This is a genomic window from Thalassospira sp. ABL2_045, from assembly GCF_056161285.1.
In genome coordinates this window covers 1-26,882 of record NZ_JBSWYV010000013.1, presented here as the reverse complement: position 1 = coordinate 26,882, position 26,882 = coordinate 1, and the positions used below count along the sequence as shown (strand labels likewise).

Genomic DNA, 26,882 nt, shown 5'->3' with positions numbered 1-26,882 from the left:
GGATGGTATCGATGTAAGTGTAGCCTAGTCGGTCGCGCGTTTGCGCAGATCGGCAAGGAAGGTTTCAACCGCCTCATCAAGCGACTGTGCTTCATCAACCAGTTTTTCAGCAGAATGCGCAAGCTGTCCCGTGCCCGAAGAGACATGACCGGCATTTTCATTGACGGTTTCAATCCGCTGGGACACTTCGCTGGTGCCGTCAGCTGCCTGCTGAACATTGCGCGAGATTTCACCGATTGCTGCGTGCTGTTCCTCGACTGCAGCAGCAATCGCGGTCGAGCTATCCGCGACCTGGGCAATGGTTTCGGAAATCAGTCGGATCGCCTCGACCGCTTCGCCGGTTTCATTCTGAACCGAGAGGATCTGCTGATTGATTTCCTCGGTCGCCTTGGCGGTCTGGTTGGCGAGGTTTTTGACCTCGCTTGCGACAACTGCAAAGCCCTTGCCGGCATCACCGGCACGGGCCGCCTCGATGGTAGCGTTCAGAGCCAGCAGGTTAGTCTGTTCGGCAATATCGCCGATCAGCTTGGCGACATCGCCAATTTTCTGGGCTGCGTCGGCAAGGCCGGTAACCGTCTGGTTGGTGCGGGTGGCCTGTTCGTTGGCCTGATTGGCAACCTCGGCAGACTGGGAAATCTGATGGGCGATTTCATCACTGGAGGCTGTCAGTTCCTCGGTCGCAGACGACACCGTTTGCACGTTGGTCGAGGTCTGGGTGGTTGCAGACGCCACAGCCGCTGCCAGCGTACTGTTGGTGTTGCTGGCTTCTTCCATCGTGGATGTGGCTTGCTTCATCTCGGTGATGGAGCCAGCAATCGAGCGGATAAGCCCTTTGACCCGGTCTTCGAGACTGTCGGCCATATCGGTGATGTCCTGGCGGCGTTGCTTGTCTGCCTGGGCTTCCAGTTCCTTCTGACGGTTCTGAAGTTCCCGGTTTTCCAGTGCCTGCTCACGGAAAGCGACAACGGTACGGGCCATATCGCCGACTTCGTCGCCGCGGTCCTGACCTTCGATCTCGCCCTCTAGTTTGCCATTAGCGATTTCGGTCATGCGGGCAGAGAGTTTATTCAGCCCACCTGTAATGTTACGGCCTATCGCAAGTGAGAATGCAATCATCAGGGCAATAACAATTGCAATGATTACCATGACGAAAACGACCTGCTCCCAGAATGCGGTATCCACATCATCAATGTAGATGCCGGTGCCTATTGCATCGCCCCATGGTAGCATAGCGGAATAGGAAAGCTTCTCGAACAGCTTGTCCTCGGGTTCGCCGGGTTTTACCCAGAAATAGGAGAAGAAGCCTCCGCCGGGATTTTGAGCCGCAGCCAAGAGGTCCTGCACGATGAAGTTGCCCGTAGGGTCTTTAACCTGGCTCATATCCGTGCCGTTAAGCGACGGTTTCGCACCATGGAGCTTGTTGATCCCGTTTTCGTCATAGGCAAAGAAATAGCCGGTGCCGTCATCGAACCGTGCTGCCGTACTCCATCGGTAGAATTCTGTCACGGCCTCTTCCTGGGAAAGTTCGCCGCTGCTAACGCGGTCCTGATAGGACTGGGCAGCTGTTACTAGCATTGAAACAGTTGTCTGAATTTTGTCTTTGCGGTCTTCGAGCATCCCGCTGCGCAACGTTTGAAGTTCAAGTACGGCAATCGCCAGCAAGGCGAGCAGAGACAGCAGCGACAAACTGGCGACTTTTTGACCAATTCGTATGTTCTGAAGCATGATCAGTTCCCGTTTTCTTGCGTTTCCTTGCGCCAGAGCGCACAAACTTATGATTAAGTGTTTTCTTTAGTATAGTTTAAAGAAGTAGTATTGTAGAGAAGTATAGTTTTCGTTGTGGTGGAAAGCACCAACTTTCTGCACACTGAATTTATGTAAGGTGATGTCAAAGAAAGGTTTTATTGATTGCCGCGCTGCTATTGTGCCTGAAAATCAAGCAATAATGCGGTTATGTTGGGACGATCAGGCAGAAAAAAAAGCACCTTACGTTCAAGATAAGGTGCTTTTCGATATCTCTTTCTGTGGCACTAATTTTTGATTAGTGCAGTCTGTTGCGGAGAAATTCGACGGCAATGCCAAGCCCTTCTTCGTCGATACCGTGTTGCAGACCGGTACGTTCATGCAGACTGACGTCAATGTCATTGGCGGCCAGCGTTTCTTTGGCAAGGCGGGATGCCTCGATCGGGACCACCGGATCCGCGGTGCCATGGACCAGGACCATCGGCGGGCGCGATTTGATTTCTGCAGCAAAGCTTTGTTCGCCCAGTAACGCGCCAGAGAAGCCGACGACGCCGGCGATCTGATTTTCGCGCCGCGGGGCGGTTTGCAGCGACATCATTGTACCTTGCGAGAAACCGACGAGTGCCACTTTATCGGCAGTCACGCCGTGGGTTTCCATGACGTGATCAATGAAATCATCGACATAGGTGGCACTTTTGCGCGCGCCTTCTGCCATGGCGGCAAGCGCACCTGACATGGTTTCCGGCGCACGGCGCAGGAATTCCGGATCATATTCTGCCAGACTGAACCACTGGCGCCCGAACGGCGACATTTCGCAGGGGAAAGGTGCGTTGGGCGAATAAAATGCCGTGTCGGGCAGGGCGCGTGCCAGATGCGGCGCCAGGCCGATCAGGTCATTTCCATCCGCGCCATAGCCATGCAGCAAAATGACAACGCTTTTGGTGGTGCCCGATGCCGCTGCAGCGGTCGGACCAGATAACAATATGTCGGTGCTCATACGTGCTTTCCTGATTTTCCCTTTGCACTTGCTTAGCAATGCAGCCCCGCGACCACCAGCATTTTTTGTCCTGAAGCCCATGCGTCACCCAAGGATGGGCTTGGGCGAAATCCACAGCTTGATCCAGCCTGTGGATAACTTTGTGGATGGAAGAACGGTTTTTGCGTAAATCACGGCATAAATCGGCCCAGCGCAAGGTTTTAGTCTTGATTTTCTATACCTTGGTATAAATTCTGCGTATTTTCTAATTTAAAGGATCGGGATATTCCGTGGTTAAAATTAATTCATAAAAACAACAGCTTAGAGTGTTTTCCTGAATCCACTTGTTTGAAGATCTCAGGAAGTTGCCGCGCGAGGCACGGCGCATTCGACAGACAATTCGCGCAGAAGCTGCATGTGGTGGGACAAAAAGTTAACGATGTGGATTTTTTGGACAGCGGGTCAGTAAAACGCGTCTTTTGCCGTCCGTCATTCTGTGCCACAAGATTTCTTCCGGTTTGCCGGATGCCCCGCCGCATAATCCATAGTCCGAGGTCCAGATGAACCGCACGCGCCGCTGGTTCGGCAAGGGTGATCGACGCGTTCTGGCGTTGACCCTGCCGATCATTTTGTCCAACGCCACTGTCCCGTTGCTTGGCGCGGTTGATACGGCTGTCGTCGGGCATCTCGATAGTCCGCATTATATCGGTGCGGTCGCCGTCGGGGCGCTGATCTTTTCCTATGTGTTCTGGAGCTTTGGCTTCTTGCGCATGGCCACCACCGGCCTTGCCGCTCAGGCCTATGGCCGTCGTGATGCCACCGGTGTTCGGGCGGTGTTTGCCCGCGCGGCCCTGATCGCCGTTGTTGCGGGCTTGGCGGTGATGGTGTTGCAATGGCCGATTATCGAGTTGGCCATGACCCTGATTGCGCCAACACCGGCGGTCGAGGCCGCCGCACGCGATTATTTCCATGTGCGGATTTGGGCATCACCCGCGACGCTTATGCAATACTGCATGCTGGGCTGGTTGCTGGCCATGCGCGACAGTCGGGCGGTGTTTATCTTTCAGGTGGTTCTGAACTCGCTGAACATCATTCTGGATATCCTGTTTGTGCAGGGGTTCGGCTGGGATGTTCGCGGGGTCGCGGGGGCGACGGTGATTGCCGATTATTCCGGCGTGGTGCTGGGCTGGGTCCTGATGCAGCCGCATTTAAAACGGCTTGGCGGGACATGGCGTGGGATCGGGCTTCTGGATCGCAGCCAGTTGGCGCGGCTGATGAAGATCAATGGCGATATCTTTATCCGGACCATGGCCCTGACATCGGCCTTTGCACTGTTTACCAGTTTTTCCGCGCGGTTTGGCGAGGTTACTCTTGCGGCCAATGCGGTTCTGCAAAACTTCTTGATGTTTGGATCGTTTGCCTTGGATGGATTTGCCCATGCGGCCGAAACGCTTGTCGGGCAAGCCTATGGGGCTGCGAAGCGCAAACAATTCCTGTGGGCGGTGCGCAAGACAACCGTCTGGGGTATTATTTCAGCCATCGTGATGGCGGCCATCTTTGCCTTGGCCGGGCCGTGGATCATTGATGCCCTGACCAGTATTCCCGAGGTCCGCACAGCATCGTATGAATACCTGATCTGGGCGGCGATCCTGCCGGTGACCGGTGTGCTGGGCTTTCAGTTTGACGGGGTGTTTCTGGGCGCGATGCAGACCAAGCATTGGCGCAACATGATGCTGGTCTCGGTCGCGATTTGTGCCGGTTTTGCCTGGTGGGCAGTCGTGATGGACAGCAACCATTTCCTGTGGGCGGCGTTTAACGGGTTCTTCCTGCTGCGCGGACTGACACTGGTGGTGCTGTTTCCGACGATCATTCCAGATCGACGACAGGTTGCGGCATAGCGACTGGTTGTTGTCGCAGCAAAGGTCAGTCGGCGTCAGCGACCGGCAGGGTGGTGCTGTTTTTGACTTCGTGCAGGGTGAAGCTTGATTTCATGTTGGCAACGCCAGGCAGCTTCATCATGACTTCGGACAGGAAGCGCTGATAGGCGGCCGGATCAGGCACGACGATGCGCATCATGTAGTCCTGATTGCCGACCATGGCATAGCAATCAACGATTTCCGGGTGTTCCTGAACCGCACTTTCAAAGCGGCGGAGCGACGGTTCGTCATGCTGGGTCAGCGAGACGGTGACAAAGACGTTCACGCCAAGCTGAAGATGCGCCGGATCAAGCAGGGCGACATATTTACGGATGACGCCGCTTTCTTCGAGTTTGCGCAGGCGACGCAGGCAGGGCGACACGGACAGGCCGACCTTGTCCGCCAGTTCGACCATGGAGATGCGACCATCTTCCTGAATTTCACGAAGAATTTTGCGATCGATTGCGTCGAAACCGTTGCGCGCCATGGCGTGCCACACTCCTTTGGACGATAAGAAATCGGGTTGATAACCACCCTGGGAACTGACTTGGCGGAAGGGTGGATTTTGCCAAATCCCCGACCGGCTGTACATAATTCCTGCTGCGCGATAAGCCATGACTTCGCGTTTCTGTCAATCTTTGCGTCGCGTCGCAGGGTATTTTTTGCCAGCCGATCCTGTATGGGGACAGCGTGCGGTGCAACAGAATTTGTGTATCAAAAGGTTGCCGCAGACTTGCAAGAATCGAGGAATACAAGTATGTGGTTCAATTCCTTGGAATGCTTGTGTTTCGGGCGGTAACGCTCGCACCTGCAGCGGAACTTATCATTGCCGTTTGCCATCCGGGCAGTGTAGTATAATCGTACCAATTTACTTATTTCGATTGTGGTTATTCTCCTGCCGGGAGCCGGGGGAGGCTGACATTGTCTGATACGGTCTGACGCGATCTGACATTGGCAGCCGATATACTGAAAGGCACGTATGGTGGACGCTGCGCAAAATACGCCAGGATATAACCTGGTTACCATTGGCGAGCATAAAATCAATATCCGTCCGGCGGTCGAGGCAGACCTTGCCAATGTTGTCGATCTTGATGACCGGACCACAGGTTTGCGCAAGCCCGATTACTGGGACGATCTGTTCACCCGTTATGGCAATCGCAAGGATTCCCGTTTCTTCCTGATTGCAGAGGAAAACGGAACGCTTCTGGGCTGTATCTTTGGGGAAGTCCGGTCCTGGGAATTCAATTCCGTCCCGTGTGGCTGGGTCGGCACCGTCAGTGTCGAGCCGGAGCTGCGCATGGGCGGGATCGGTACGATCCTTTATAATGAAATCTGCCGCTGTTTCCGCAATGCCGGTGTGACCAAGGTCCGCACCATGATCCCGCGCGATGCGACCGACCTGATGTCGTTCTTCCGCGCACAGGGGATGATGGCCGGGCCGTTCATCCAGCTGGAAACAGATATGGACGAGGGGGAATAAGCCGATGATGTCCTTGCAAAAGGCAACGCTGTTTGCCCTCTATGCCGTGCTGGAACTGGCCGAAGATACCGACCGCCAGCTTTCGGCATCGGAAATTGCCGAGCGCTATAATATCTCGACCAACCATCTGGCAAAGGTCCTGCGCGATCTGGGCCGGGCGGGGTTGGTTGAATCGGTCCGTGGGGCCGGTGGCGGCTATCGTTTCTGTGGCAATGCCAAGCGCACGACACTTCTTGATGTCGTGCAGCTGTTTGAAGAGGTCGGGACAAGCCCGTCCAACAGTATTGTTCAGGATACCAATGCCGGGGCCGCTTTGACGCTGGTGATGGACGAGATCGAAGAGATCACCCATGCCACGTTATTGTCGATCACGATCGAGACGATGCTGAAGCTGATGCGCAAGCGGCGTCCGGAAAAGCCGACATCGACCGGACTGTTCCGCGCGGTTTAACGCCCAGATCCCAACACAGATACAAAAAGGCCGTCAGAGCGATCTGACGGCCTTTTTGAGTGTGTCGTTGAGGCGCTTAGCTTTCGCTTTCTGCCGGTGCGGCTTCGCTGCTTTCCGGGGCGCTTTCGGCTGTCTCTGCTGCGTCAGCTTTGGGAGCAGCCTTTTTGCGCGGACGGCGCGGTGCACGCTTTTTGACTTCCTTGGCCGGTGCGGCGTCAGAGGTTGCCTCGCTTGCGGATTCTGCCGGTGCCTCAGTGGCTTCAGCGGCAGGTGCTGCGTCCTCAGCCGGGGCCTCGTCGGCTTTCTTCTTGGTCGAACGGCGCGGCTTTTTGGCTGCGGTCGATTTCGACTTTTCAGTCGGCTTGCGTTTGGTCGCCTTTTTCGGGGCTTCCTCTTCGTCAGAAGGCTTTTTGCCCAGGCTTGAAGCCGGGACTTCGGTCAGAAGGAAGCTTGGCACATGATCGCCAAAGCCGATGACCGGTTTGTCATCGCGGTCATCACGGTCGCGGCGGTTGTTCCGGTTGTTTCGATCATTGCGGTTGTTGCCGCGATCATTATTGCGATCGTTGTTCCGGTCATTGTTGCGTGCTTCGCGGGCAGGAGCCTTGGGCGCGCTGTCAGCTTCTTTCTGCGGCTGCGCTTCGGCCTGTGCCGGTTTGTTTGCTTCTGCCGTGTCCTTTTTGTCCGACTTGTTGTCGGATTTGGCCGGACGGGCGGATTTGTCATCGCGGCTGTTGGGCTTGCGGCTTTTCTTGTTACGCCGTTTCTTGCCGGAGAAGTCCAGCTCAAGCGTTTCAATGCCGTCAAGTTCGGTCAGCGGGATGTCCATATTGATGGTTTTGTTGATCGCAGCGACCAGTTTGCCATCTTCGGGCACGGCCAGGGTAAAGGCCTTGCCATCGCGGCCGGCGCGCCCCGTACGACCGGTACGGTGCACGTAGTCTTCGGCGTTGAACGGAACGTCGAAGTTAAACACGTGCGAGACGTCAGAGACATCAATACCGCGCGCAGCAACATCCGAGCAGACCAGAAGGGTGATCTCGCCGGATTTGAACTTTGCCAGCGTCTCGGTCCGTTCGCTTTGCGCCAGATCGCCATGCATGCGACCAGCATTGAAGCCGTGCTTGGTCAGCGATTTATAGAGGATGTCGACGTCTTTTTTGCGGTTACAGAACACAAAGGCGTTACGGACATCTTCGGCGCGGATCAGGCGACGCAGGGCTTCGCGCTTGTCGAAGTCATCCAGCACAAGGAGTTTATGTTCGACCGTGGTCGCCATGGTCGAGGGCGGCGATACGGTGATTTCCTTGGGATTGGACAGGAACTTGTCGGCAAGGCGTTTGATTTCCTTGGGCATGGTCGCCGAGAAGAAAAGCGTCTGGCGCTGTGTCGGCAGCATCTTGACGATCTTTTCAATGTCGGGGATGAAGCCCATGTCGAGCATGCGGTCGGCTTCGTCAATCACAAGCAGCTTGCAATCAGAGAGCAGAAGCTTGCCGCGCTCAAACGTATCGATCAGGCGGCCCGGGGTTGCGATGATGACATCGGCACCTTTTTCAAGAACCTTGCTTTGCTCGGCAGCCGATTCACCACCAATGATCAGGGCCTTGGACAGCGAGATATACTTGCCATAGGTGTCAAAGTTCGCGGCAACCTGGGTGGCCAGTTCACGGGTCGGTTCCAGAATGATGGAACGCGGCATCCGCATGCGGGCGCGACCATGATGGAGAATATCAAGCATCGGCAGCGTGAAGCTGGCGGTTTTGCCCGTCCCCGTTTGCGCACAGCCCAGAATGTCGCGTGCCATCAGCACCGACGGAATAGCTTGAGCCTGGATCGGGGTGGGGGTGTCGTAGCCGGCATCAGAGACGGCTTTGAGGATATCTTCGCTCAGACCGAGATCGGCGAAATTCATATGGTTCGTTTTCCCGCAATGAAATGCGTTGAGGTTAAGCTGATCGCTAAAATCTGATTGCGTCGTAAAGCCAAGCCTTAATTAAGTCAAGAAAAACGCCGCGTAAATGGCTTTGAAAACCCATTCTGCGGTCTTTGAGAGGCTTGTTTGCAACAATTTGGCAGCGTAACCTGCCATTACGCATAATATCGATAATATTCTGGGAGAAAACCGGTGCTGATGGATGCAACACGTTCAAGTTTGCTGATAATCGACGTTCAGGAAAAGCTTTATCCGGCGTGTGAGGCGCCGGACCAAATCATCGCCAATTGCTGTTTTCTGGTGAAATGCGCCAACCGGCTTGGCGTGCCGGTGATCGTCACCGAACAATATCCCAAGGGATTGGGCCATACCGCCAAGCAGATTGTTGATCTGCTGGAAAAGCCCGGTGATACAGCCCAAGGCGGCAATGTTGTGTCCAAGGTCGCGTTTTCCGCCATTCCCGCAGATGGCTTTGTCGAGAAGATGGAAGAAAGCCCGGGCCGTGATCAGGTGATTGTCGTGGGCATGGAAACCCATGTTTGTGTGCTGCAAACCGTGATGGATCTGATCGAGCGCGGGCGTGAAGTCTATGTTGTGGCCGATGCAGTGACATCGCGGAGCGGCCAGGACAAGATTTTCGGTCTTGAGCGGATGCGTGATGCCGGGGCGAAGATCGTCACTGCTGAAAGTGTCATGTTTGAATGGCTGCGCGTTGCCGGAACGCCCGAGTTCAAGGAACTGAGCGCGCTGATTAAATGACATCACGGCATGATCAGAAGACCGGGCACGCAAAAGGTGATGGCGTGCCCGTGGTGTTTTTGTCGGGCATGCTGGCCGATCAGCGCATGTGGCACCCGGCACTTGAAGCTTACGCCGCACTTGCGGACGCGACCAAGCCGGCAGTTGCGCCGGTGTTTTGCGAGTTGTTTGATCAGGATACGGTAGCTGAGATGGCGCGTGCGGTGCTGGAAACGGCACCTGATCGCTTTGTGCTGGTGGGGATGTCGATGGGCGGTTATGCGGCTTTTGAAATCCTGCGACAGGCGGGATCGCGGGTCAGTCACCTGATGCTGGTCAATACCAGGGCAACAGCGGACAGCGATGCCGTGCGCCGCCGGCGTTTGTTGCTGTCGCGTATTGTCACGGCCAAGCAGCCATTTGTGGCCGTTAATGACGGGATGCTTGATGAAATGCTCCATCCCGATAACCGCCATGATGACGCGTTGGTGTCATTGATCACCGAGATGGGTGATGATTGCGGGGCAGGTGTTTTCGAACGCCAAAACCACGCGGTTGCCATGCGTCCGGACAGTATGGTCACACTTGGCACGATTGATGTGCCGTGCAGCGTCATCGTGGGTACGCATGACCGCATTATCAGCCCGGAAAGTCACCGGGAAATGGCGGATGCCATCCCCGGTGCGATTTATCAGGAAATTGCCGGTGCCGGGCACTATGTGCCGTTAGAGCAGCCGAACGTCTTTGCCGAAGCTCTTGCCGAGCTTCTGAAGCGTTAGCAGTTCGGCAGGAACGGGCTGCAGTGCTTGTCGCCCGTTTTCAGCATATTGCGCGGGAACAGCTGGTAGTTGACCGTGTCGGCGTTGCTTTCGATCTGTTCGGCAAGCTGGTCCTTGCTGAAATGTCCCCGGGTTTCCGAAATGATTTTGTCGCCATAGCAAAAACCAAAGCGTACAGCGACATCGTTGCCGGTTTCGCCCATGCCAACCGATTGCGGGTCCGTACAGAGCTTGCCGCGGCGGGTTGCGTTTTCCGGATTAACCACGGCGACCAGACGGCTTTCCGGGTTAAGGGTTTCGTTGGCACCAACGTCAGCCGGATCGGTAACAAAGCGCAGGCGCGGCGGGAAACCATGGTTTGACATGGCATCGGTCCAGAACGCGTCGGTGAAGGTGTTATCCGCATCAACCACTTCAAGCATCATGACATGACTTGGTGCGCCATCGGTCTTGAAGCTTTCGACTTCGGTGACATTGTAATGGGCACGTTCGATTGAGGCGACGCTGCACCCGGCCAATAACAGAATACCGGTTGTTACCGTGGCCAGAGACATACAGCGTTTTGCCGCCTTTTTCGTCAGTTTGCGTGTGTTCGAACTCATTGGAGAATTCCTTTGGTGGATTGGATAAGTACTCGCCCATTGCCTAGATATTGTCTGAAAATGGCCAAAGTCACGTCCTGACGGGGCTTTTTCCAAAGGAAAGTGATGGTTTTCACAAACAGGCATAAAAAAACCCGGCTCATTGGCCGGGTTTTGAGTGTTGGTTTTTGGTGCCGATCAGACGTCGATATCTTCGACGAAACGGGCATGTTCCTGAATGAACTGGAAACGCAATTCCGGCTTTTTACCCATCAGGCGGGTGACCAGATCCTTGGTCTGGCCACGTGCATCCGGTTCGGCCGCATCCGGCAGGGTTACGCGCAGAAGTGTGCGTTTTTTAGGGGCCATGGTGGTTTCACGCAGCTGGGCCGGGGGCATTTCACCCAGACCCTTAAAGCGGGAAATCTCGACCTTGTTGCGGTTCTTGAATTCGCTTTCGACAAGAACTTCTTTTTCGGCGTCATCCATCGCATAGACCGATTTGCCGCCCTGGGTCAGACGATAAAGCGGCGGCATGGCGAGATAGAGATTCCCGCCTTCGATCAGACCGGGCATTTCCTGATAGAAGAAGGTCATCAGAAGGGATGCGATATGCGCGCCGTCGACATCAGCATCGGTCATGATGATGACGCGTTCATAACGCAGATCATTGATGCGGAAATCGGAGCCTGAGCCGCAGCCAAAGGCTTCGATCATGTCCTTGATTTCCTGGTTGGCCATCATCTTGTCGCGGGTCGCCGATGCTACGTTGAGGATCTTACCGCGCAGCGGCAGGACAGCCTGGGTTTCGCGATCACGGGCCTGTTTGGCAGACCCGCCTGCGGAATCACCCTCCACCAGGAAGATTTCAGTGCCACTGGCGATTGAGCGCGAACAGTCGGCAAGCTTGCCCGGCAGACGCAGACGGCGGGTGGCCGACTGACGTTTGGTTTCCTTTTTCTCCTTGCGGCGCTGACGTTCCTCAGCGCGCAGGATAATGCGTTCAAGCAGACGCTTGGCGTTTTCCGTATCCCCGGTCAGCCAATGGTCGAAATGGTCGCGAATGGCGGTTTCAACCAGTTTGGTCGCGTTTTGCGTGCCAAGCTTTTCCTTGGTCTGGCCCTGGAATTGCGGATCCGGGATGAAGACCGACAGCATCACACAGCCACCACCCAAGACATCCTCGGCGGTGATCGCCGATGCCTTTTTCTGACCCAGCATATCGCCATAGGCCTTGATCGCCTTGGTCAGGGCGTAACGGAAGCCAGCCTCGTGCGTGCCGCCGAGCGGGGTCGGGACGGTGTTACAATAGGAATGGAAATAGCCTTCACCGCTTTCCGGCCAGCCAATCGCCCATTCAACACGGCCGGGGCTGTCTGAAAACTTGCCTTCGCCCGCAAACGGACGGTCGGTGATCATTTCGCGGCCTTCAAGGGTCATCTCGAGGTAATCGAGAATACCGTTGGGGAATTTCAGTACTTCCTGCTGCGGGGTCGGGTCGTCACTGGTCAGAAGCGACGGGTCAACCGACCAGCGGATCTCAACGCCCTTGTAGAGATAGGCCTTGGAGCGCGCCATGCGGAAGATGGTCGCGGCCTTGAGCTTGGCGCGTGCACCGAAAATCTCGGGGTCGGGTTTGAAAATAACCGTGGTGCCGCGACGGTTGTTGATCGCGCCGCCATCCTGCAGCGGACCGAGCGGGGTGCCTTTGGAATATTCCTGGAACACCATTTTGCGATCACGGCAGACTTCGACGCGGAATTTCTCGGTCAGTGCGTTCACGACCGACATCCCGACGCCGTGCAAACCGCCCGACGTCTCATAGGCCTTGCCAGAGAACTTACCACCGGAGTGCAGCGTGGTCAGGATGACCTCAAGGGCGGATTTATCCGGGAATTTCGGATGCGGGTCGGTCGGAATACCGCGCCCGTTATCACGCACCAGCACGGTATTATCCTGCTGCAATTCCAGTTCGATCCAGTCGGCGTGGCCTGCGACCGCTTCGTCCATGGAGTTGTCGAGAATTTCCGCGACCAGATGGTGCAAGGCTGCATCATCGGTGCCGCCGATATACATACCGGGGCGTCTGCGGACGGGCTCAAGCCCCTCGAGAACTTCAATATCCTTGGCGGAATAGGCTTTGTCGGTGGACTGGTTTGAATCTTCAAAAAGGTCGGTCATGCCCCGGAACGCAACTTCTTTTATTGTGTTAAAACAAGGCCCAATACCGTATATCTGTTCGTCTATATTCAGGGCTTGGAAGCCTCGGCGCTAAACGAGTACCATATCTTTATCGGTTCGTACCATATGATCGGTGCGCACCGACCATAAAAATGTGTTTTTGAATCCATTGCAAGTGGTGGTCGCCAATTCCGATCATATTTTCGCAAAGACTGGATGCAGAAAACCGCGACCGGGAGGTCCAATAAAAAAATGGCAGCCGCAATGTGCATGCCGCAAACTGGAGTGAGCCTGATGGCGAAAGAGAAAGAGCAAGCCCTTTTCGCAGAAAGCACCATGCCGCGTGGTGATTTGTGTACCCGAACCCTTGCCATGCCCGCAGATACCAACCCGAGTGGGGATATCTTTGGCGGCTGGCTGATGTCGCAGATGGATATTGCCGGTGGCGTGCTGGCCAGCCAGATTGCCGAAGGCCGTGTAGCGACCATTGCGGTTGACGGCATGACATTCCATCGGCCGGTTTATGTCGGTGATACCGTCTGCGTCTATGGCGATATCGAACGCATTGGTAACACATCGATGGTGCTGCATCTTGAAGCCTGGGTGCTGCGCCGCAATCAGCCACCGCGCATCAAGGTGACCGAAGCGACCTTTACCTTTGTTGCCATCGACGCCGAAGGCCGCCCGCGCCAGGTCCGCCGCGACGAGGCAGACGCCTAAGCCAAAACCAAAACCAAAACAAATTCAGGAGCCCCGCCATGCAGAGCCACGCCCTGTCCCGTATGATGACCCGTCTGGTTTTGGTTGGCGGGGCTTTGTTCTTTTCGCTCGCTGCCCATGCCGGGGAGGCCGATGTGGTGGCCGCCAAGGCGACCAAGACTGGCAGCGATACCTATCGGTTTGATGTGACCGTGGCACATGAAGATACCGGCTGGGATCACTATGCCAATGTCTGGCAGGTGATCGGGCCGGATGGCGCGGTGTTGGGGGAGCGTGTTCTGGCCCATCCGCATGTTAATGAGCAGCCCTTTACCCGGTCCCTGTCCGGTGTTTCGATCCCGACCGAAATCACTGGCGTCACGCTGAGGGCCGGGGACCTGGTGCATGAATTTGGTGGGGCTGAGCTGTATCTTGAACTACCTGCAGAGGTCGGTCAGACCGCGACTGTTTCGGATTAAGCAGGCAGGCAGAGCGCAATCAGGCCCATCGCCGGTTCGCCAAGGGTGAGCAGCCCGACCGCAATCAGTGCGCAGGCAATCATGTTTCTGGCGATTTTCCCCAAGTGATCACGCGTTGCTGACCGGTGCAGGAGGTTGATGCCAAGTGCGGCGAAAACCACCGCGGGCAGGGCGGCAAGCGCAAAGCAGGCCATAAACAGTCCGGCCTTGGCGACCGTGCCACTCATCATAGCGGTCAGAAGTGCGTTGTAGACCATCGCACAGGGTGTCAGGCCAAGGGCGGCACCGAGTGAGACTTTGCCAAGCCCGGCCCGGAACGCAGTAGTGGGGGTGGTGTTTGGTGTTGGCGTGGTGTGTGGAGCGCTCCCGTTGGTTGGGGCGCCTGCCAATGCCGGGCGCAACGCGGTTTGAAACAGGAGTTTCGGCACAAGACGATCAAGGCGGTGGAGGGCCGGGGCAACACCGATGACCGCCAGACCGGAATAAATCACGACCATCCCGGCAATGACGCACAAGACCGGCTGCCAGCCGGCGGTGACCAGAATGGCATCAAACGCGCCGCCAATCCCGCCGACGACTAGACCCGCAAGAACATAGGTCGTGCTGCGCCCGATCTGCATCAATACAAGCGCACGGAATTGCCGGTTGGCAGGACCCTTATGCAGGCCGCCTGCGGCAAGGATGTTCGAGGCAATTGCCCCGCACATCCCCGCGCAATGCAGGCTGCTGGCAAGACCCAGCAAAAGGCCACTGATGATCACATAATGGATCGACATGATGTCATGTCCTGATTGCCAAAATCAGATCAGCATTTTGCCGGGCAGCTGGCATCGTTCTTTTCCGGCGGCAGGTTGATGCCCGGATTGCCATCAAAGAAGCCCATCGGCATCAGCTTGAAGCCGGTGGTGACACAGGGCTGAACCGGGAAATCTTCCATGCGGACCTGATGGTGCAGGCCAAAGACATGCCACATGACAAGATCGGTATTCTGAAGACCGCGATCCTGTTTGATGAAATCGGTCAGCCCGCCACGGCCATCGGAATGGTTCATGAAATCACCGGCAGGGAAGCGTTCCTCGGGATCGTAGGCAGTGAACCAGACATGGTTTTCAATGAAGCTTGCGCGTTTGCCCGATGGATAATCGGGGTTGATGAACGGCGTGACGCAATTGGTGGCATCAAGCTTGTAGCCCACGGGACGACCGGTTTTGCCAAGCTTGTTGGGATTGACGACCTTCCAGTAGCGTTGCGAGGCCGGGTTGGTTTTGCGCGCAGCGGCCAGTTCGGATTCCAGCACGGTTTCCTTTTCAAAGAACGCGTTGCCATATGGGTTTTCCGGACCGGGCTCCTCGGCAAAGGTGTTGCATTCAACCGGACTGTTGCCATAGCCATCAATCGCCATATCAAGCCGCGCGCACAGGATGTGCTGATGGATTTGACCGGCAACACCCGGGGAGACCTCAACCGCATATTTGCCGGGTTCACCGGGCAGGCAGGCGGCGGTGTTGATGATGCCGGTTGCCTTGACTTCAAATTCGATCATGCCATCCAGGAACAGATACCAATAGAGCGCATATTCATAGTTGCCGACGGTGCAGATGGTGGAAATCACCAGCTTGGCGTTGCGGCGGCTTTCGGTGCGTTCGGTGCGGAAATCCATGTGTTTCCAAAGCAACCCAGCGTCTTCTTCGTGGATGCAGATGGCATTTTCAATCGTCCACGGCTCGCCATTCATGGTGTTGAGCGTGACATCAAGATATTTGATCACGCCAAGGCAGTCACAGCCCAGCGTCAGGGAATTGGCCAGCTTGCCGATGCCATATTCGCCGATATCAAAGACGTTTTTGCGATAATGGCCGTTATCGGGGCTGCCATAGGGTACGGTCATTTCAACAATAGACGCGCGATGGACAATCGGGCGGCCATTGAATTTGATGTCATGGAGGGTCAGGGATTCACGCGCATTGAAGCCAATCACGAGTTCCCAGTTGCGCCAGGTGATCTTGTTACCGTCCATCTTGAAGTTCACACCTTCGGGCTGCTCAACATTGATCGGCTTGGCTTTGGGCTGGAATTCGTCTTCTTCGAAGAAATCGGCTTCGTAATTGACTTCGGCCTCGGGGATGGGGGCGCCGCCATAATCATCTACCCGGATGACTTCCTTGGACAGCAGATCGACAACTGCATTCAGGCCTTCGATCGGGTTGGCATAGAAGTTGGAATTTTCGCGTTTGCGCAGCCAGCAAAAAACATGCGCCAGATGACGGCCTTCTTCGCCCGGTTTGTCGAAATTACCCGCTGACCAGGGATCCACACAGACCATCGACATGTCGGTGATACCGCGTTTTTTGCACGCGGCGATAAAGGTCGGGTCGGAGCAGACGATTTCCTCGATCTCGACAAATTGTTCAAGCTGGATCATCGGGCGTTTGCCCGGCAGTTCCTGGGCCGAGATAATCTTGGCAGCGTCGAGATCAAGCACGAGCTTGGTGACGCTGACCTTGGTCGAATCAAACACATTGACGCGTGCCTTGCGCGCAATCGCGTCACCCGGTTTGAAATCAGCCAACTCGTCCTTTTCGGGTTCCATCAGCTCAATGGTTTCAAACAGGGTATTCTCGCCGTAAGGCGGATCGGCGCGCACGATATCGGCGACCTTGTTGATTTCCTCGGCCGTGAGGGGCTGAAGCGGGTGGGTGACCTCGACCTTTTCACTGCTGCAACATTTATCCATTCTTATTCTCCCTGATGAAGGTGTCTGATCGCCGGCCGGATCACGCCGGCCGAACACAGGCAATAGCAACCGCGTTGGTGGCGCGGAGGGGGTTTGAATGGACGTTGTTCCCAGGACTTAAGGCAATTGCCGACAAACGCGTTTGACCATCGGGGGATGTCGAATGAGCGCGATTTCCCTGATCGGCGATTTTGTATTTTTCTATTTCTAAAACGCTAGCCAAACCAAGGCGGTCTGTATTTGACATTTGGTGCCAAAATGATCGCTGCGGCTGGCATCAGATGGGCAGGTGTCGTTCAATTGGCACATCAATTGAATGCGTTGAATTCGTAACTGCCCATGGAATGGATAACCCATGAAACGTGTTTCGGGTGCCATTGACCGTTCGGTTCTAAACAGCGTGATGGGAATGCTTGGTGAGTCCGGCATCGATCATGTAGGGCTTTCTGCGCGCGCGGGGCTTGCCGGGGCAGGGCTTTTTATCTCGCCGCAATCAACGCCCTTGATGATTTTTACCACCATGCTGGAGCTGGCATCAGACGCCACCAACAATCCAGCACTGGGATTATTCCTTGGCGATACATGGGGTTGCCGTGGTCTGGGCAAACATGCCGAGATGGTTTTAAGCGCGCCGACGCTGGGCCATGGGCTTGAAAAATTCGCGCGCTTTTTCCCGACCCTTCAGGGCAGCACATCCTTTTCACTATCGGTCGAGGATGGTCAGGCAAAGCTATCGTACCGCATTGCCGAGCATGCCGTGCGCACCCGAACGCAGGACGCAATTTTCAGCGAAGCGTCATTTCATTCGCTGTTATCCGCAGCCCTTGGCGATGACTGGCAGCCAAACTGCATTGATTTTGAACACCGAAATGACCGTGGATTAGGCATTTTTCAAAATCATTTCAAATGTCCGGTGCGGTTGGGGCAGCGCGAAAACGCCCTTTTCCTGCCAGCACAGCTTTTAAACAAGCCAATGAAAAACGCCGATCCGGATCGGCATTGGCAGTTGGTTACGGAATTTCAGACCCGCGCCGAACGGCTTGAACAGAATGTCGATCTGCCGACCGCGACCAAGGCATGGATTGTCGCGACATTGTGCCGGCACCGTCAGATTGATGTTCATGACGCGGCGGATGAATTTTCCATGAGCCTGCGCAGCTTCCAGCGCGAACTTGATCAGGAAGGCACAAGCTTTCGCAAAATTCGCGAAGAAGTGCGCGGTGGCATCGCCAGCGACATGCTGCGCCTGACCGACCTTCCGATCCCCGATATCGCCGAACATCTGGGATATAGCGAACTATCCGCGTTCAGTCGTGGCTTCAAGGCGATGACCGGCACATCGCCGGGACAATTCAGACGGCTTGTGCATGTTTAGCGAAGATGAAAATTGGCGCTTAAGCGCCGAGTTTTGTATTTTGTGTATATATTTCAATTTTGTCGACAGGGAAGTCTGCGTCGTCTGTAACTAGGCAAAGGTCTCTAATCTCACAAATTGTCAGTATTACGACATCATTGAAATCCGATTTGCCCTCGGCAGTTTGCTTGATCAGTGAGTCCAAATCTAACTCGGCCAAGTCACAGTAAATGGTCTCAGTGTCTTGTGTAATGTGAAATAGTTCGTCTGATAAGCTTTCGATTATGGAAGTATGCTCATCTGAACTGCGAAACTCTTTGAAGTTCTTGAAATCCTGCTCGTGCTGGAGCCGGAAAGTATCACGAACATACCTATTTATGAATTCTGCAATCACAAGGTAGTCTATAAAAATAGAGTTTCCTTGAGCTTCGAGAATAATCTTGAGGAAATTTGAGTACGCCTGAACCTTAGGGTCTTTATAGTTGCAGTGAGGCCCATAAAGGTGCAGCCAAACGTTGGTGTCAAAAAAGAACTTTTTATTCGTTGGCGCTTCTTGAATTTTATCAATTAGATGTGCTGGCATTAGCTAGACGGAATTTTGCAACTGATAGAACTGTTTTGCTCTATCAGTTGCCTTTTTAATGAGACCAGCTTTTTGAGGCTCAGTGTTTGGCGCAACACTAAGCAATCTTCTTATAGTTTCCTCGTCGAATTCGTTGTAGAGCTGGCCTATTCCGGAATTTAGGAACGCAGTGGTTAGGCGCCTAACGCCCTCGAAAGATATCTGAACCATCTCTTCCTTTTTTAGGCGTTTGTACAGTTCTTCATGAAGCAAATGACCATCTTCAACGGCGACGCAAATACCAGTGCCAACTACGTCTATGACTTTTAACACGTTCACGCTAGCTCCTAGAATAACGACTGCAAGTCGATGTGTTCATCGACATCGTACACGTTTTCATCATCCGTTCGAATCTCAATACTAACAGAGGTTCCCGGATATGGATATAAAATGGGACTTGCTTTCAAACCAGTGGCCGTTAACTCCCAGTAGCCACGTTGAGAGACGACAATTAACTTTCCCTTATTTTTCTCAACAAATTGTTTCACAATCTTGAGGCCTAAGCCACCAGGTACATCGAGCGAGCGAGTTGTGAAGCCTTCTTGCATTGCCAAATCAATACAGGCTTCATCGGTTAATTCGCGAAGAAGTTGTCTTCGAACTAGTGGTGGGATCCCGACTCCTACGTCTGAAATTGTGAAGACAATTCTGTGTTGGTGGGGATAAATTTGGCCACATGCATGCACGCCGGTCGGTGACTGGCTGTGAATCGAGCAATTTCCAAAAATCTCGTCCAGCCCTTCGAAAAATTTATCCTTAACACTGGTTGTCATAAGCGGGATGTTTGGTGTGTTCAGGTATTGCTCCGTGTACTCGGAAAATCGGATAGATTCATCAAGTGTAAATGTCGTGTATTTAATCGTCGTATTGTGAATGTCGACAGCTTTATTAAGCAAAAAACCGTTTTTGGATAAAATAGTAACGATTCGCGGCTTTAAGTTGATAAAGCTGAAATTCAGACCACTTAATGCGTAGAGACTTATTAAGCCACCTAAAGCACTGGCCATGTTGGCATCCATCCAGTTCAAACTCTTACAGTCGATCTGAACGTGCTCATTTCTTCTATTCTGCAACTGGTTCGCTAGCATTCCAATCGCTGCAAACCCAGCGGGGTTAGTTCGTATGTCACTAAGACTGACGATCATCACAAGTACCTTGTGAACTAAGTCCTGTTAAGAGTTTCATCTTACCAGCTTGCCTTGGCCACACGCATGAAGTTTTGACCCATGATTTTATCGACGTCATCGGTAGAATAGTCGATTGAAATCAGGGCATCGGCAAGGGCCGGGAGTTTGCGCGGATCAAACACCGCAGCCCCACCGGCTGCCGGGCCATAACCACTTGCGGCGGGCCAGTAATAATCCTTATCGACGCCATCGGGGAAGTCGTTTGTACCGGCGACAGAGGGCATGGTATCAAGCCCGATGCCGACATGGTCAATCCCGACCAGATCAACCGCATATTTGATGTGGCGGATCATGTCGGGGACTTCCGGGGCGTTTTTGGATTTGATGAAACGCTGGAAACCGCAAATGCCGATCACGCCGCCGGTATCGGCGCAGGCCTTGATCTGTTCATCATCAATGCAGCGTTCATGACCACCCAGTTCCTTGGGATTGGCGTGGCTGAAGACGACCGGTTTGGATGACACCCGCATGATATCAAGCGAGCTTTGCCGTCCGGTGTGGGAGCAATCCATGATCATGCCGCTGGTGTTGACGGCCTTGACCATTTCAACACCCAGGTCGGTCAGTGGGATATCCACATCGTGGCAACCACCGGCGACCGAGTTGTTGCGGTTATAGGCAAAGTGAATCTGCTTGACGCCCAGCTTGGCAAAGACCGGCACCATTTCGGGCATGTCCTGGAGCATGACCGAGCCTTCCAGATCAAATCCGACACCCAGCAGCCCCTTGGATTTGGCGATTTCCAGATCCTCAAACGTTTCGATCTGCATGTATTTGTCGGGGTGGGCGGCGATCTTGGCGCGGAAGGCCGCGATCACGCGCAGGATATGGGCAACGCTGTTCATATCCATGCCGACATTGACGCAGACATAATCCACATGGCCCGCGACATAGGTATCAAGCAGGTCTGCCGGGGTTTTTTCATCGAGCGGCAGGCAGGCATGGGCATCCCAAGTGAAGGCCGGGATGTGTTGCCGCTGGTAGTTGGTCAGTTTGCTGTCGGCTGGTGCGAAGGGCGTTGCGAAGCTAAGCGTGGTGGCAGAAGTCATGGTATCTCCGGTCAGTCCCAGTCGACAAAGCTGTCAATAACGGCGCGGTCATAGCCGCCAGCAGCCTTGTAGAGCTGTTGGGAGTAGGGATGTTCAAGCGTGCCCTCAGCCAACTGGTTGGCGGTGGCGCGTTCGACAATACGGCCATGGTTCATGATGGCAATATCGTCGCACATGTGCGCCACCACGGCGAGGTCGTGACTGACCATAATGTAGGTCAGGCCAAGCTCGCGGCGCAAGCGACTGAGCAGATTAAGTACTTCGGCCTGAATAGACACATCAAGGGCCGAGGTCGGTTCATCGAGCAGTAAAATCTTGGGTTCAAGGATCAGGGCGCGGGCAATCGCAACACGTTGGCGCTGCCCCCCGGATAGCTGATGCGGATAGCGGAAGCGGAAGGAGTTATCCAACCCGACCTGTTCAAGTGCCTGCACGACACGACCGTCAGAATTTCCAAGCCCGTGGATATTGACCGGCTCGGTCAGGATGCGGTCGATGGTATGACGCGGATGCAGCGATCCGAACGGGTCCTGAAACACCATTTGCACAAGGCGATAGAAATCCTTGTCGCGTTTGGGGCCGAGTTCCTTGTTATTGACGAGAATTTCGCCTTCCCAGTCATCGACGAGGCCGGTGATGGTGCGCAGCACCGTCGATTTGCCCGAACCCGATTCACCAACGAGGCCATAGGATCCGTTTTTCGGCACCTTGATGTCGACATCCTTGAGAACGTGGTTGTCGTCAAACCAGGCATTGAGTTTGTTGATTTCAATCATTTGCGTTCCCCTTACCCTTCGGCCCAGCTTGCTTCGCGTTCAAGGATCGGCAGATCGGCATGATCCCCATCCATTGTTGGCAAGCAGTTGAGGAGCCCCTTGGTGTAGGGGTGTTTGGCTTCGTGCAGGGCAGAGGCCTTGATTTCTTCGACCACGTGGCCCTGATACATGACCAATACACGGTCGCAGAAGCTTGAAACCAGTTGCAGGTCGTGACTGATGAAAATCAGCGCCATGCCACGATCACGGACCAGGTCATCAAGAATGGCCATGACCTGAAGCTGTACGGTGACATCAAGCGCCGAGGTCGGCTCATCAGCAATGATCAGTTCGGGATCGGGGATCAGCATCATGGCGATCATGACGCGCTGTCCCATCCCGCCTGAAACTTCGTGCGGGTAGGAATTAAACACGCGCTCGGGATCGCGGATTTTAACCGCATCAAGCATATCAATTGCGCGGTGGCGGGCTTCCTTGGCGTTGACCTTGTGGTGCTCGCGGTAGGCTTCGATGATCTGATCCCCGATGGTCATGACAGGGTTCAGCGAATATTTCGGATCCTGCATGATCATGGAAATGCGTGCGCCGCGCACCTTACGCCATTGTTTTGGCGTCAGGTTTGCCAAATCGACATCATGGAATTTCAGCTGATCAGCGGTGATTTTGCCGTTGGCAGCGGTCAGGCCCAGAATGGCACGCCCAGTCTGGGATTTGCCAGAGCCTGATTCGCCGACAATGCCAAGTCGTTCACGGCCAAGATCAAAGGTCACACCGCGCACGGCATGGACATCCCCTTTGGGCGTGTTGAAGGTTACTTCGAGGTTTTTGACCGACAGAAGGGTTTCATTGGACATGATCAATCGCCTCCACGCGGGTCAAGAACATCGCGCAGGCCATCACCCAGAAGGTTGAAGCCAAGGCTAACGATAAAGATGGCAAGCCCTGGAACCGTGGCCACCCACCATTGTTCAAGCAGGAACTGACGACCATCGGAGACCATGGCGCCCCATTCCGGCATTGGCGGCTGAGCACCAAGACCAAGGAAGCCAAGACCCGCCGCAATAAGGATCATACCGGCCATATCAAGGGTGACACGCACGACCAGTGAGCTGATGCACATCGGCATGATGTGACCGGAAATCAGACCCATGTTCGACGCCCCCTGAAGACGGGCGGCTTCGATGAAATCGGACTTGCGCACGGTGATGGTCTCGGCACGTGCGATACGGGCATAGGGCGGCCATGCGGTAATGGCGATGGCAAGAATGGCGTTTTCCAGACCCGGTCCAAGCGCGGAGACAAAAGCAAGGGCCAGGATCAGTTTCGGGAAGGCCAGAAAGATATCGGTGATGCGCATCAGTGTGGCATCAATCCAGCCACCGAAATAACCCGCAGCCGTGCCGACCAGAAGGCCAAGCGGGGCGGCCGTAATTGCGACCAGGGCCACAATCAGCAGCGTATATTGTGCGCCGTAGATCAGACGCGACAGGATATCACGGCCCAACTGATCGGTGCCGAACCAGTGTTCAGCACTGGGCGGCTGAATACGGTTGGCAAGATCGGCGGCCAAGGGATCATAGGGCGCCAGAAGCGGCGCAAAGATCGTCACCAGAATTAGCCCGATGACGATTGACAGCCCGATCATCGCAAGGCGGTTTTCGGTGAACTTGATCCAGCCAAGCCAGGCGCGGCCGCATTTGGCCTGCCAACGCGATTTTGGCGTATCGGAGGTCAGCCATTGTTTCAGGCCGGTCTGCGATGGTTGCGAAGTGTTTGTCTGTGTTGTCATGATTATCTCCGCGCTCTGGGGTCGAGCAGGCGGTAGAGCACGTCAGAAAGCATGTTCACGCCAATAAAGACCGCACCTACCACAATCGTGCCGCCAAGAACCGCGTTCATATCGGCATTGAGCAACGAGTTGGTGATGTAAAGCCCAAGGCCCGGCCAGGCGAAGATGATTTCGGTCAGAACCGATCCTTCGAGCAGGTTGGCGTAAGACAATGCAATCACGGTTACCAGCGGCACCATGACGTTGCCCAGCGCATGGCGCCAGATGATGCGGTGTTCGGAAATGCCTTTGACCCGTGCGGTCAGGATGTATTCCTGGCTCAGCTGTTCGAGCATGAAGGACCGTGTCATGCGCGCAATATATGCCAATGAGAAATAGGCAAGGATCGAGGCCGGCAAAATAATGTGCGAGACCGCGTTCCAGAACAGATCCATGTCGCCTTCGATCAGGGTATCAATCAGCATCAGACCGGTGGTCGGTTCGATGAAATCGACATAGAACGAATCAAGGCGTCCGGGACCTGCGACCCAGTCGAGCTTCATATAAAATACCAGAAGCCCCATCAGGCCGAGCCAGAAGATCGGCATGGAATAACCGGCAAGACCAATCACGCGGACCACGTGATCAGGCCATTTCCCCTTGTTGATGGCGGCAAAGACGCCAGCCGGGATGCCAAGTAATACACCGATGATGGTTGCAAGGGTTGCCAGTTCAAGGGTTGCCGGGAACACGCGCTTGATGTCATCCAGCACGGAGTTGGACGTCAGCACCGACTGGCCAAAATTGCCCTGCAGGACATTGGAAATATAGATAAAGAATTGCTGCCAGAGGGGCAGGTTGAGACCCATTTCCTCGCGCACGCGGTCATAGACAGCTTGCGGGGCGCGGTCACCAACCGCTGCCAGAACCGGATCAATCGGCAACACACGACCGATCAGGAAGGTGACAAGCAGCAGGCCAAAGAATGTAATGGCAAGTGAAAAGACCAGCCGCAGTACAGTTGCAGCGGGGCCGGAAGCGAAACGGGCGCGGTTGCGCCCGTCCCGTTTATTGCGTTTAACAGCGGACATTACGACCGTTGTCTCCTTCGTCGAGATTAGTCTTTGGTGACGTAACGATAATAGTTGTTATCGAATGACGGACCGAGGACGAAGTTGTTCACGTTACCGCGCATGGATGCGATTTCGGTTTCCTGGAACATGATCACGAACGGACCGGTTTCCAGAACTTCTTTCTGAAGATCGACATACATTTCGGCACGCTTGGCGTCATCGCGCTCAAGTGTGGCGGCATCGGTTTTCGCGGTCAGATCACCCGCATCCCAGGAGTTACGCCATGCCAGCGGCTTGGCAGCGGCATCGTCGGAGTTGTCCGGGTTCCAGGCAAAGGTCGATGCGTTGGTGTGCGGATCCTGATAGTCCGGGCCCCAGCGACCGATATAGATATCGTGCTGACGCGCACGGTATTTGGTCAGGGTCTGTTTGCCATCGCCCGGAATGATTTCCAGATTGATGCCGACCTGTGCCCAGGTTGCCTGGATCGACTGTGCCATTGCCATGATCGAGGTGGTGTTACGCGTATCCATGGTTACGCTGAAACCGTCCGGATAACCGGCCTCGGCCAGAAGGGATTTGGCTTTTTCGATATCAAGCGAGTAGGGGTTCTCGTTATAGGCACCCAGGAAACCTTCCGGCAGGAAGGCCTGATGGATTTGCGAACGACCCGCCAGGATGGTTTCGGAAATGCCTTCGTAATCGACAAGGTATTTCAGCGCCTCGCGGACTTTCGGGTTCGACAGATATTCGTTTTTCTGCGACAGGCCGAGATACCAGAGCGCACCTTTACCCTTGGAGAGCAGCTTGATGTCGTCATTGCCGGAAATCGAGGCCAGCTGATCGGCTTCGAGGTTACGGGCAATATCGATATCGCCTTTTTCCAGCAGGAGCTGCTGGGCGGCTGCTTCCTTGACGCTCTGGATAATGACGCGCTTCATTTCCGGTGCGCCATCCCAGTAATCTTCATTCGCCGTCAGGCTGAGGCTTTCACCCGCGGTCCATTTGTTCAGCTTGAACGGGCCGGAACCGGCATAGTTGGTTTTCAGCCACTCATGACCAAGGTCACCGTCAACTTCGTGGGCAAGGACTTCTTCCTTGTCGACAACCGCACCAACGCCTGCGGTCAGGCAGTAGAGCACGAAGCTCGGTGCGTAGGGCTGGTCGACTTCCATGACGAGGGTGGACTCGTCAGCGGCGTAGATCTTTTCCTTGACGTTTTCGGCGGTGAAACCGAACTGGCCGAGAATGAAGGCCGGCGACTGATCAAGCAGGATCACGCGCTGCAGCGAGAAGGCAGCATCTTCGGCGGTCAGGTCATTGCCCGACGCGAATTCGATGCCATCGCGGATTTTGAAGGTGAAGGTCTTGCCGTCTTCGGAGACTTCCCAGCTTTCGGCAATCACGCCATAGATCTTGGAGACGTCTTCATTGTCGAAACCGATCAGACGGTCATAGGTGTTACCGGCATATTCAGCGCCGGAAAACTCGAAAATCTGTGCCGGATCAAGCGTGATGATGTCATCAATGGCAAACGCCATGACGAGGGCATTTTTCGGCGTTTCGGCCTGTGCCATCAAAGGTGCGGTAGCGAGCGCGGTCCCCATGACCAGCCCTGCGATAAATTTGCGCATGATGCGCCTCCCGTTTGTTGTTGTGGGACTGCAGGCCAAGGCGTGGACTGATAGGCAACCAACTGGAGGCCGGAGGCGAAATAGCTTCATCTTCGCAGCCATCCGGGGTTTGGTTTACGCCTTCAGGCCCGAATATTAAGTGGGGCGGCCTGCAAGTGTTTGCTAAATGCCTGTGGAGCTGAGCATAATTTATACGATTAATCAATGATCAGTCGGTCAGTATTGCTGTCTAATTCATCAAAAGACAGATTCTGCGACAAAACTTCAAACTTTTAGTTGCGTAATTTGTCGGGAAGTATACCCAAAAGGGTGCGGCGGGGCTGGCACGATGATCACGTCGGAAACAAAAAAAGCGCCAGCGATAAATCGCGGCGCTTTTTTTTGTGCATCATCCCCAATCAGGAAGGGAATGGCGCGAGTGACGAGACTTGAACTCGCGGCCTCCGGCGTGACAGGCCGGCGCTCTAACCAACTGAGCTACACCCGCTTTGTGCGTGGCGCGGTTTATATAAAGACCGCCTCTGGGTGGCAAGTGTTTTTTGACCGATTTTACAAAGAAAAATGCACTGGCGGATTTCGCCGGTTTGTTTGGGAAAAGTCCTAGGGAAAACAAAAAAGCGCCAGCGATAAATCGCGGCGCTTTTTTTGTTCATCATTCCCATCAGGGAGGGAATGGCGCGAGTGACGAGACTTGAACTCGCGGCCTCCGGCGTGACAGGCCGGCGC

General features: G+C 54.7%; 26 protein-coding genes and 1 tRNA gene. 8 read left to right on the top strand and 19 right to left on the bottom strand.

All coding sequences use genetic code 11. The features are described from left to right. Positions 1–24: 24 nt before the first annotated feature. Together ACXAIA_RS16665 and ACXAIA_RS16660 are read right to left on the bottom strand one after the other, a co-directional pair. Positions 25–1,725 (bottom strand): methyl-accepting chemotaxis protein, encoded by a 1,701-nt coding sequence (locus ACXAIA_RS16665; RefSeq protein ID WP_475347516.1) that lies wholly within the window; start codon positions 1,723–1,725, stop codon positions 25–27. A gap of 316 nt (positions 1,726–2,041) precedes the next feature. Next, a complete protein-coding gene (locus ACXAIA_RS16660; protein ID WP_475350317.1) occupies positions 2,042–2,740 on the bottom strand; it encodes an alpha/beta hydrolase in 699 nt (232 codons plus the stop codon). Positions 2,741–3,279: 539 nt separating this feature from the next. On the opposite strand from ACXAIA_RS16660, the gene ACXAIA_RS16655 reads away from it, so the two are divergent. Next, the gene (locus ACXAIA_RS16655; RefSeq protein ID WP_475350316.1) at positions 3,280–4,617 is read left to right on the top strand and encodes an MATE family efflux transporter; all 1,338 of its coding nucleotides are present in this window, start codon (positions 3,280–3,282) and stop codon (positions 4,615–4,617) included. 25 nt (positions 4,618–4,642) lie between these two features. Here the strand turns inward: ACXAIA_RS16655 and ACXAIA_RS16650 are convergent, their stop codons facing one another. Then, positions 4,643–5,122 (bottom strand): Lrp/AsnC family transcriptional regulator, encoded by a 480-nt coding sequence (locus ACXAIA_RS16650; protein ID WP_475347519.1) that lies wholly within the window; start codon positions 5,120–5,122, stop codon positions 4,643–4,645. Positions 5,123–5,614: 492 nt separating this feature from the next. Between ACXAIA_RS16650 and ACXAIA_RS16645 the strand changes: the two genes are divergently transcribed. Next, positions 5,615–6,115, top strand: coding sequence for a GNAT family N-acetyltransferase (locus ACXAIA_RS16645; protein ID WP_475350315.1), 501 nt, complete (start codon positions 5,615–5,617; stop codon positions 6,113–6,115). Positions 6,116–6,119: 4 nt separating this feature from the next. Next, positions 6,120–6,566 carry an Rrf2 family transcriptional regulator gene (locus ACXAIA_RS16640; protein WP_062957798.1) on the top strand — a complete coding sequence of 149 codons (447 nt, stop codon included), beginning with the start codon at positions 6,120–6,122 and terminating at the stop codon, positions 6,564–6,566. A gap of 76 nt (positions 6,567–6,642) precedes the next feature. Here the strand turns inward: ACXAIA_RS16640 and ACXAIA_RS16635 are convergent, their stop codons facing one another. Beyond that, positions 6,643–8,481 (bottom strand): DEAD/DEAH box helicase, encoded by a 1,839-nt coding sequence (locus ACXAIA_RS16635; protein WP_475350314.1) that lies wholly within the window; start codon positions 8,479–8,481, stop codon positions 6,643–6,645. 219 nt (positions 8,482–8,700) lie between these two features. On the opposite strand from ACXAIA_RS16635, the gene ACXAIA_RS16630 reads away from it, so the two are divergent. Together ACXAIA_RS16630 and ACXAIA_RS16625 are read left to right on the top strand one after the other, a co-directional pair. Further along, positions 8,701–9,261 (top strand): hydrolase, encoded by a 561-nt coding sequence (locus ACXAIA_RS16630; protein ID WP_475350387.1) that lies wholly within the window; start codon positions 8,701–8,703, stop codon positions 9,259–9,261. Next, positions 9,258–10,019 (top strand): alpha/beta fold hydrolase, encoded by a 762-nt coding sequence (locus tag ACXAIA_RS16625; protein ID WP_475350313.1) that lies wholly within the window; start codon positions 9,258–9,260, stop codon positions 10,017–10,019. Before ACXAIA_RS16630 ends, ACXAIA_RS16625 begins: the two co-directional genes overlap by 4 nt. On the opposite strand, the gene ACXAIA_RS16620 is transcribed toward ACXAIA_RS16625, so the two are convergent. Beyond that, positions 10,016–10,621 carry a hypothetical protein gene (locus ACXAIA_RS16620; protein WP_475350312.1) on the bottom strand — a complete coding sequence of 202 codons (606 nt, stop codon included), beginning with the start codon at positions 10,619–10,621 and terminating at the stop codon, positions 10,016–10,018. The two genes, ACXAIA_RS16625 and ACXAIA_RS16620, sit on opposite strands and share 4 nt — an antisense overlap. A 177-nt stretch (positions 10,622–10,798) precedes the next feature. Next, positions 10,799–12,781: a DNA topoisomerase IV subunit B gene (parE, locus tag ACXAIA_RS16615; protein WP_475350311.1), complete on the bottom strand. Its 1,983-nt coding sequence runs from the start codon at positions 12,779–12,781 to the stop codon at positions 10,799–10,801. 294 nt (positions 12,782–13,075) lie between these two features. Here parE and ACXAIA_RS16610 point away from each other — a divergent pair, with 294 nt between their 5' ends. Both ACXAIA_RS16610 and ACXAIA_RS16605 read left to right on the top strand, forming a co-directional pair. Continuing rightward, positions 13,076–13,501: an acyl-CoA thioesterase gene (locus ACXAIA_RS16610; protein ID WP_475347496.1), complete on the top strand. Its 426-nt coding sequence runs from the start codon at positions 13,076–13,078 to the stop codon at positions 13,499–13,501. A 38-nt stretch (positions 13,502–13,539) separates the two neighbouring features. After that, positions 13,540–13,959 carry a hypothetical protein gene (locus tag ACXAIA_RS16605; RefSeq protein WP_475350310.1) on the top strand — a complete coding sequence of 140 codons (420 nt, stop codon included), beginning with the start codon at positions 13,540–13,542 and terminating at the stop codon, positions 13,957–13,959. Here ACXAIA_RS16605 and ACXAIA_RS16600 read toward each other — a convergent pair. Both ACXAIA_RS16600 and ACXAIA_RS16595 read right to left on the bottom strand, forming a co-directional pair. Continuing rightward, complete coding sequence (locus ACXAIA_RS16600; protein ID WP_475350309.1) at positions 13,956–14,735, bottom strand: sulfite exporter TauE/SafE family protein; 780 nt, start codon at positions 14,733–14,735, stop codon at positions 13,956–13,958. The two genes, ACXAIA_RS16605 and ACXAIA_RS16600, sit on opposite strands and share 4 nt — an antisense overlap. 29 nt (positions 14,736–14,764) lie before the next feature. Then, entirely contained in the window at positions 14,765–16,693 is a 1,929-nt protein-coding gene (locus tag ACXAIA_RS16595; protein WP_475350308.1) for a primary-amine oxidase, read from the bottom strand. A gap of 355 nt (positions 16,694–17,048) precedes the next feature. Between ACXAIA_RS16595 and qhpR the strand changes: the two genes are divergently transcribed. Next, on the top strand, positions 17,049–18,068 hold the full coding sequence (gene qhpR, locus ACXAIA_RS16590) for an AraC-like transcriptional regulator QhpR (RefSeq protein WP_475350307.1): 1,020 nt from the start codon (positions 17,049–17,051) through the stop codon (positions 18,066–18,068). Between the two features lie 19 nt (positions 18,069–18,087). Here the strand turns inward: qhpR and ACXAIA_RS16585 are convergent, their stop codons facing one another. From ACXAIA_RS16585 to ACXAIA_RS16535, 11 genes are all read right to left on the bottom strand, one after another. Further along, positions 18,088–18,630, bottom strand: coding sequence for a PIN domain-containing protein (locus ACXAIA_RS16585; protein WP_475350306.1), 543 nt, complete (start codon positions 18,628–18,630; stop codon positions 18,088–18,090). A gap of 3 nt (positions 18,631–18,633) precedes the next feature. Continuing rightward, entirely contained in the window at positions 18,634–18,942 is a 309-nt protein-coding gene (locus ACXAIA_RS16580) for an STAS-like domain-containing protein (protein WP_475350386.1), read from the bottom strand. Positions 18,943–18,956: 14 nt separating this feature from the next. After that, positions 18,957–19,814: a hypothetical protein gene (locus tag ACXAIA_RS16575; RefSeq protein WP_475350305.1), complete on the bottom strand. Its 858-nt coding sequence runs from the start codon at positions 19,812–19,814 to the stop codon at positions 18,957–18,959. A gap of 41 nt (positions 19,815–19,855) precedes the next feature. Continuing rightward, positions 19,856–20,905 carry a dipeptidase gene (locus tag ACXAIA_RS16570; protein ID WP_475350304.1) on the bottom strand — a complete coding sequence of 350 codons (1,050 nt, stop codon included), beginning with the start codon at positions 20,903–20,905 and terminating at the stop codon, positions 19,856–19,858. An 11-nt stretch (positions 20,906–20,916) separates the two neighbouring features. Then, a complete protein-coding gene (locus ACXAIA_RS16565; protein WP_475350303.1) occupies positions 20,917–21,681 on the bottom strand; it encodes an ABC transporter ATP-binding protein in 765 nt (254 codons plus the stop codon). Between the two features lie 11 nt (positions 21,682–21,692). Further along, positions 21,693–22,535 (bottom strand): ABC transporter ATP-binding protein, encoded by an 843-nt coding sequence (locus ACXAIA_RS16560; RefSeq protein ID WP_475350302.1) that lies wholly within the window; start codon positions 22,533–22,535, stop codon positions 21,693–21,695. 2 nt (positions 22,536–22,537) lie between these two features. Then, positions 22,538–23,470 (bottom strand): nickel transporter permease, encoded by a 933-nt coding sequence (gene nikC / locus ACXAIA_RS16555; RefSeq protein ID WP_475350301.1) that lies wholly within the window; start codon positions 23,468–23,470, stop codon positions 22,538–22,540. Between the two features lie 2 nt (positions 23,471–23,472). Further along, positions 23,473–24,540 (bottom strand): ABC transporter permease, encoded by a 1,068-nt coding sequence (locus tag ACXAIA_RS16550; RefSeq protein WP_475350300.1) that lies wholly within the window; start codon positions 24,538–24,540, stop codon positions 23,473–23,475. A gap of 26 nt (positions 24,541–24,566) precedes the next feature. Further along, the gene (locus ACXAIA_RS16545; RefSeq protein WP_475350299.1) at positions 24,567–26,156 is read right to left on the bottom strand and encodes an ABC transporter substrate-binding protein; all 1,590 of its coding nucleotides are present in this window, start codon (positions 26,154–26,156) and stop codon (positions 24,567–24,569) included. 410 nt (positions 26,157–26,566) lie between these two features. Next, positions 26,567–26,643: transfer RNA gene (locus ACXAIA_RS16540), tRNA-Asp, on the bottom strand. Next, positions 26,621–26,882: hypothetical protein (locus ACXAIA_RS16535; RefSeq protein WP_475350298.1), on the bottom strand; the 262-nt coding region annotated here is incomplete at its 5' end. The genes ACXAIA_RS16540 and ACXAIA_RS16535, both read right to left, overlap by 23 nt.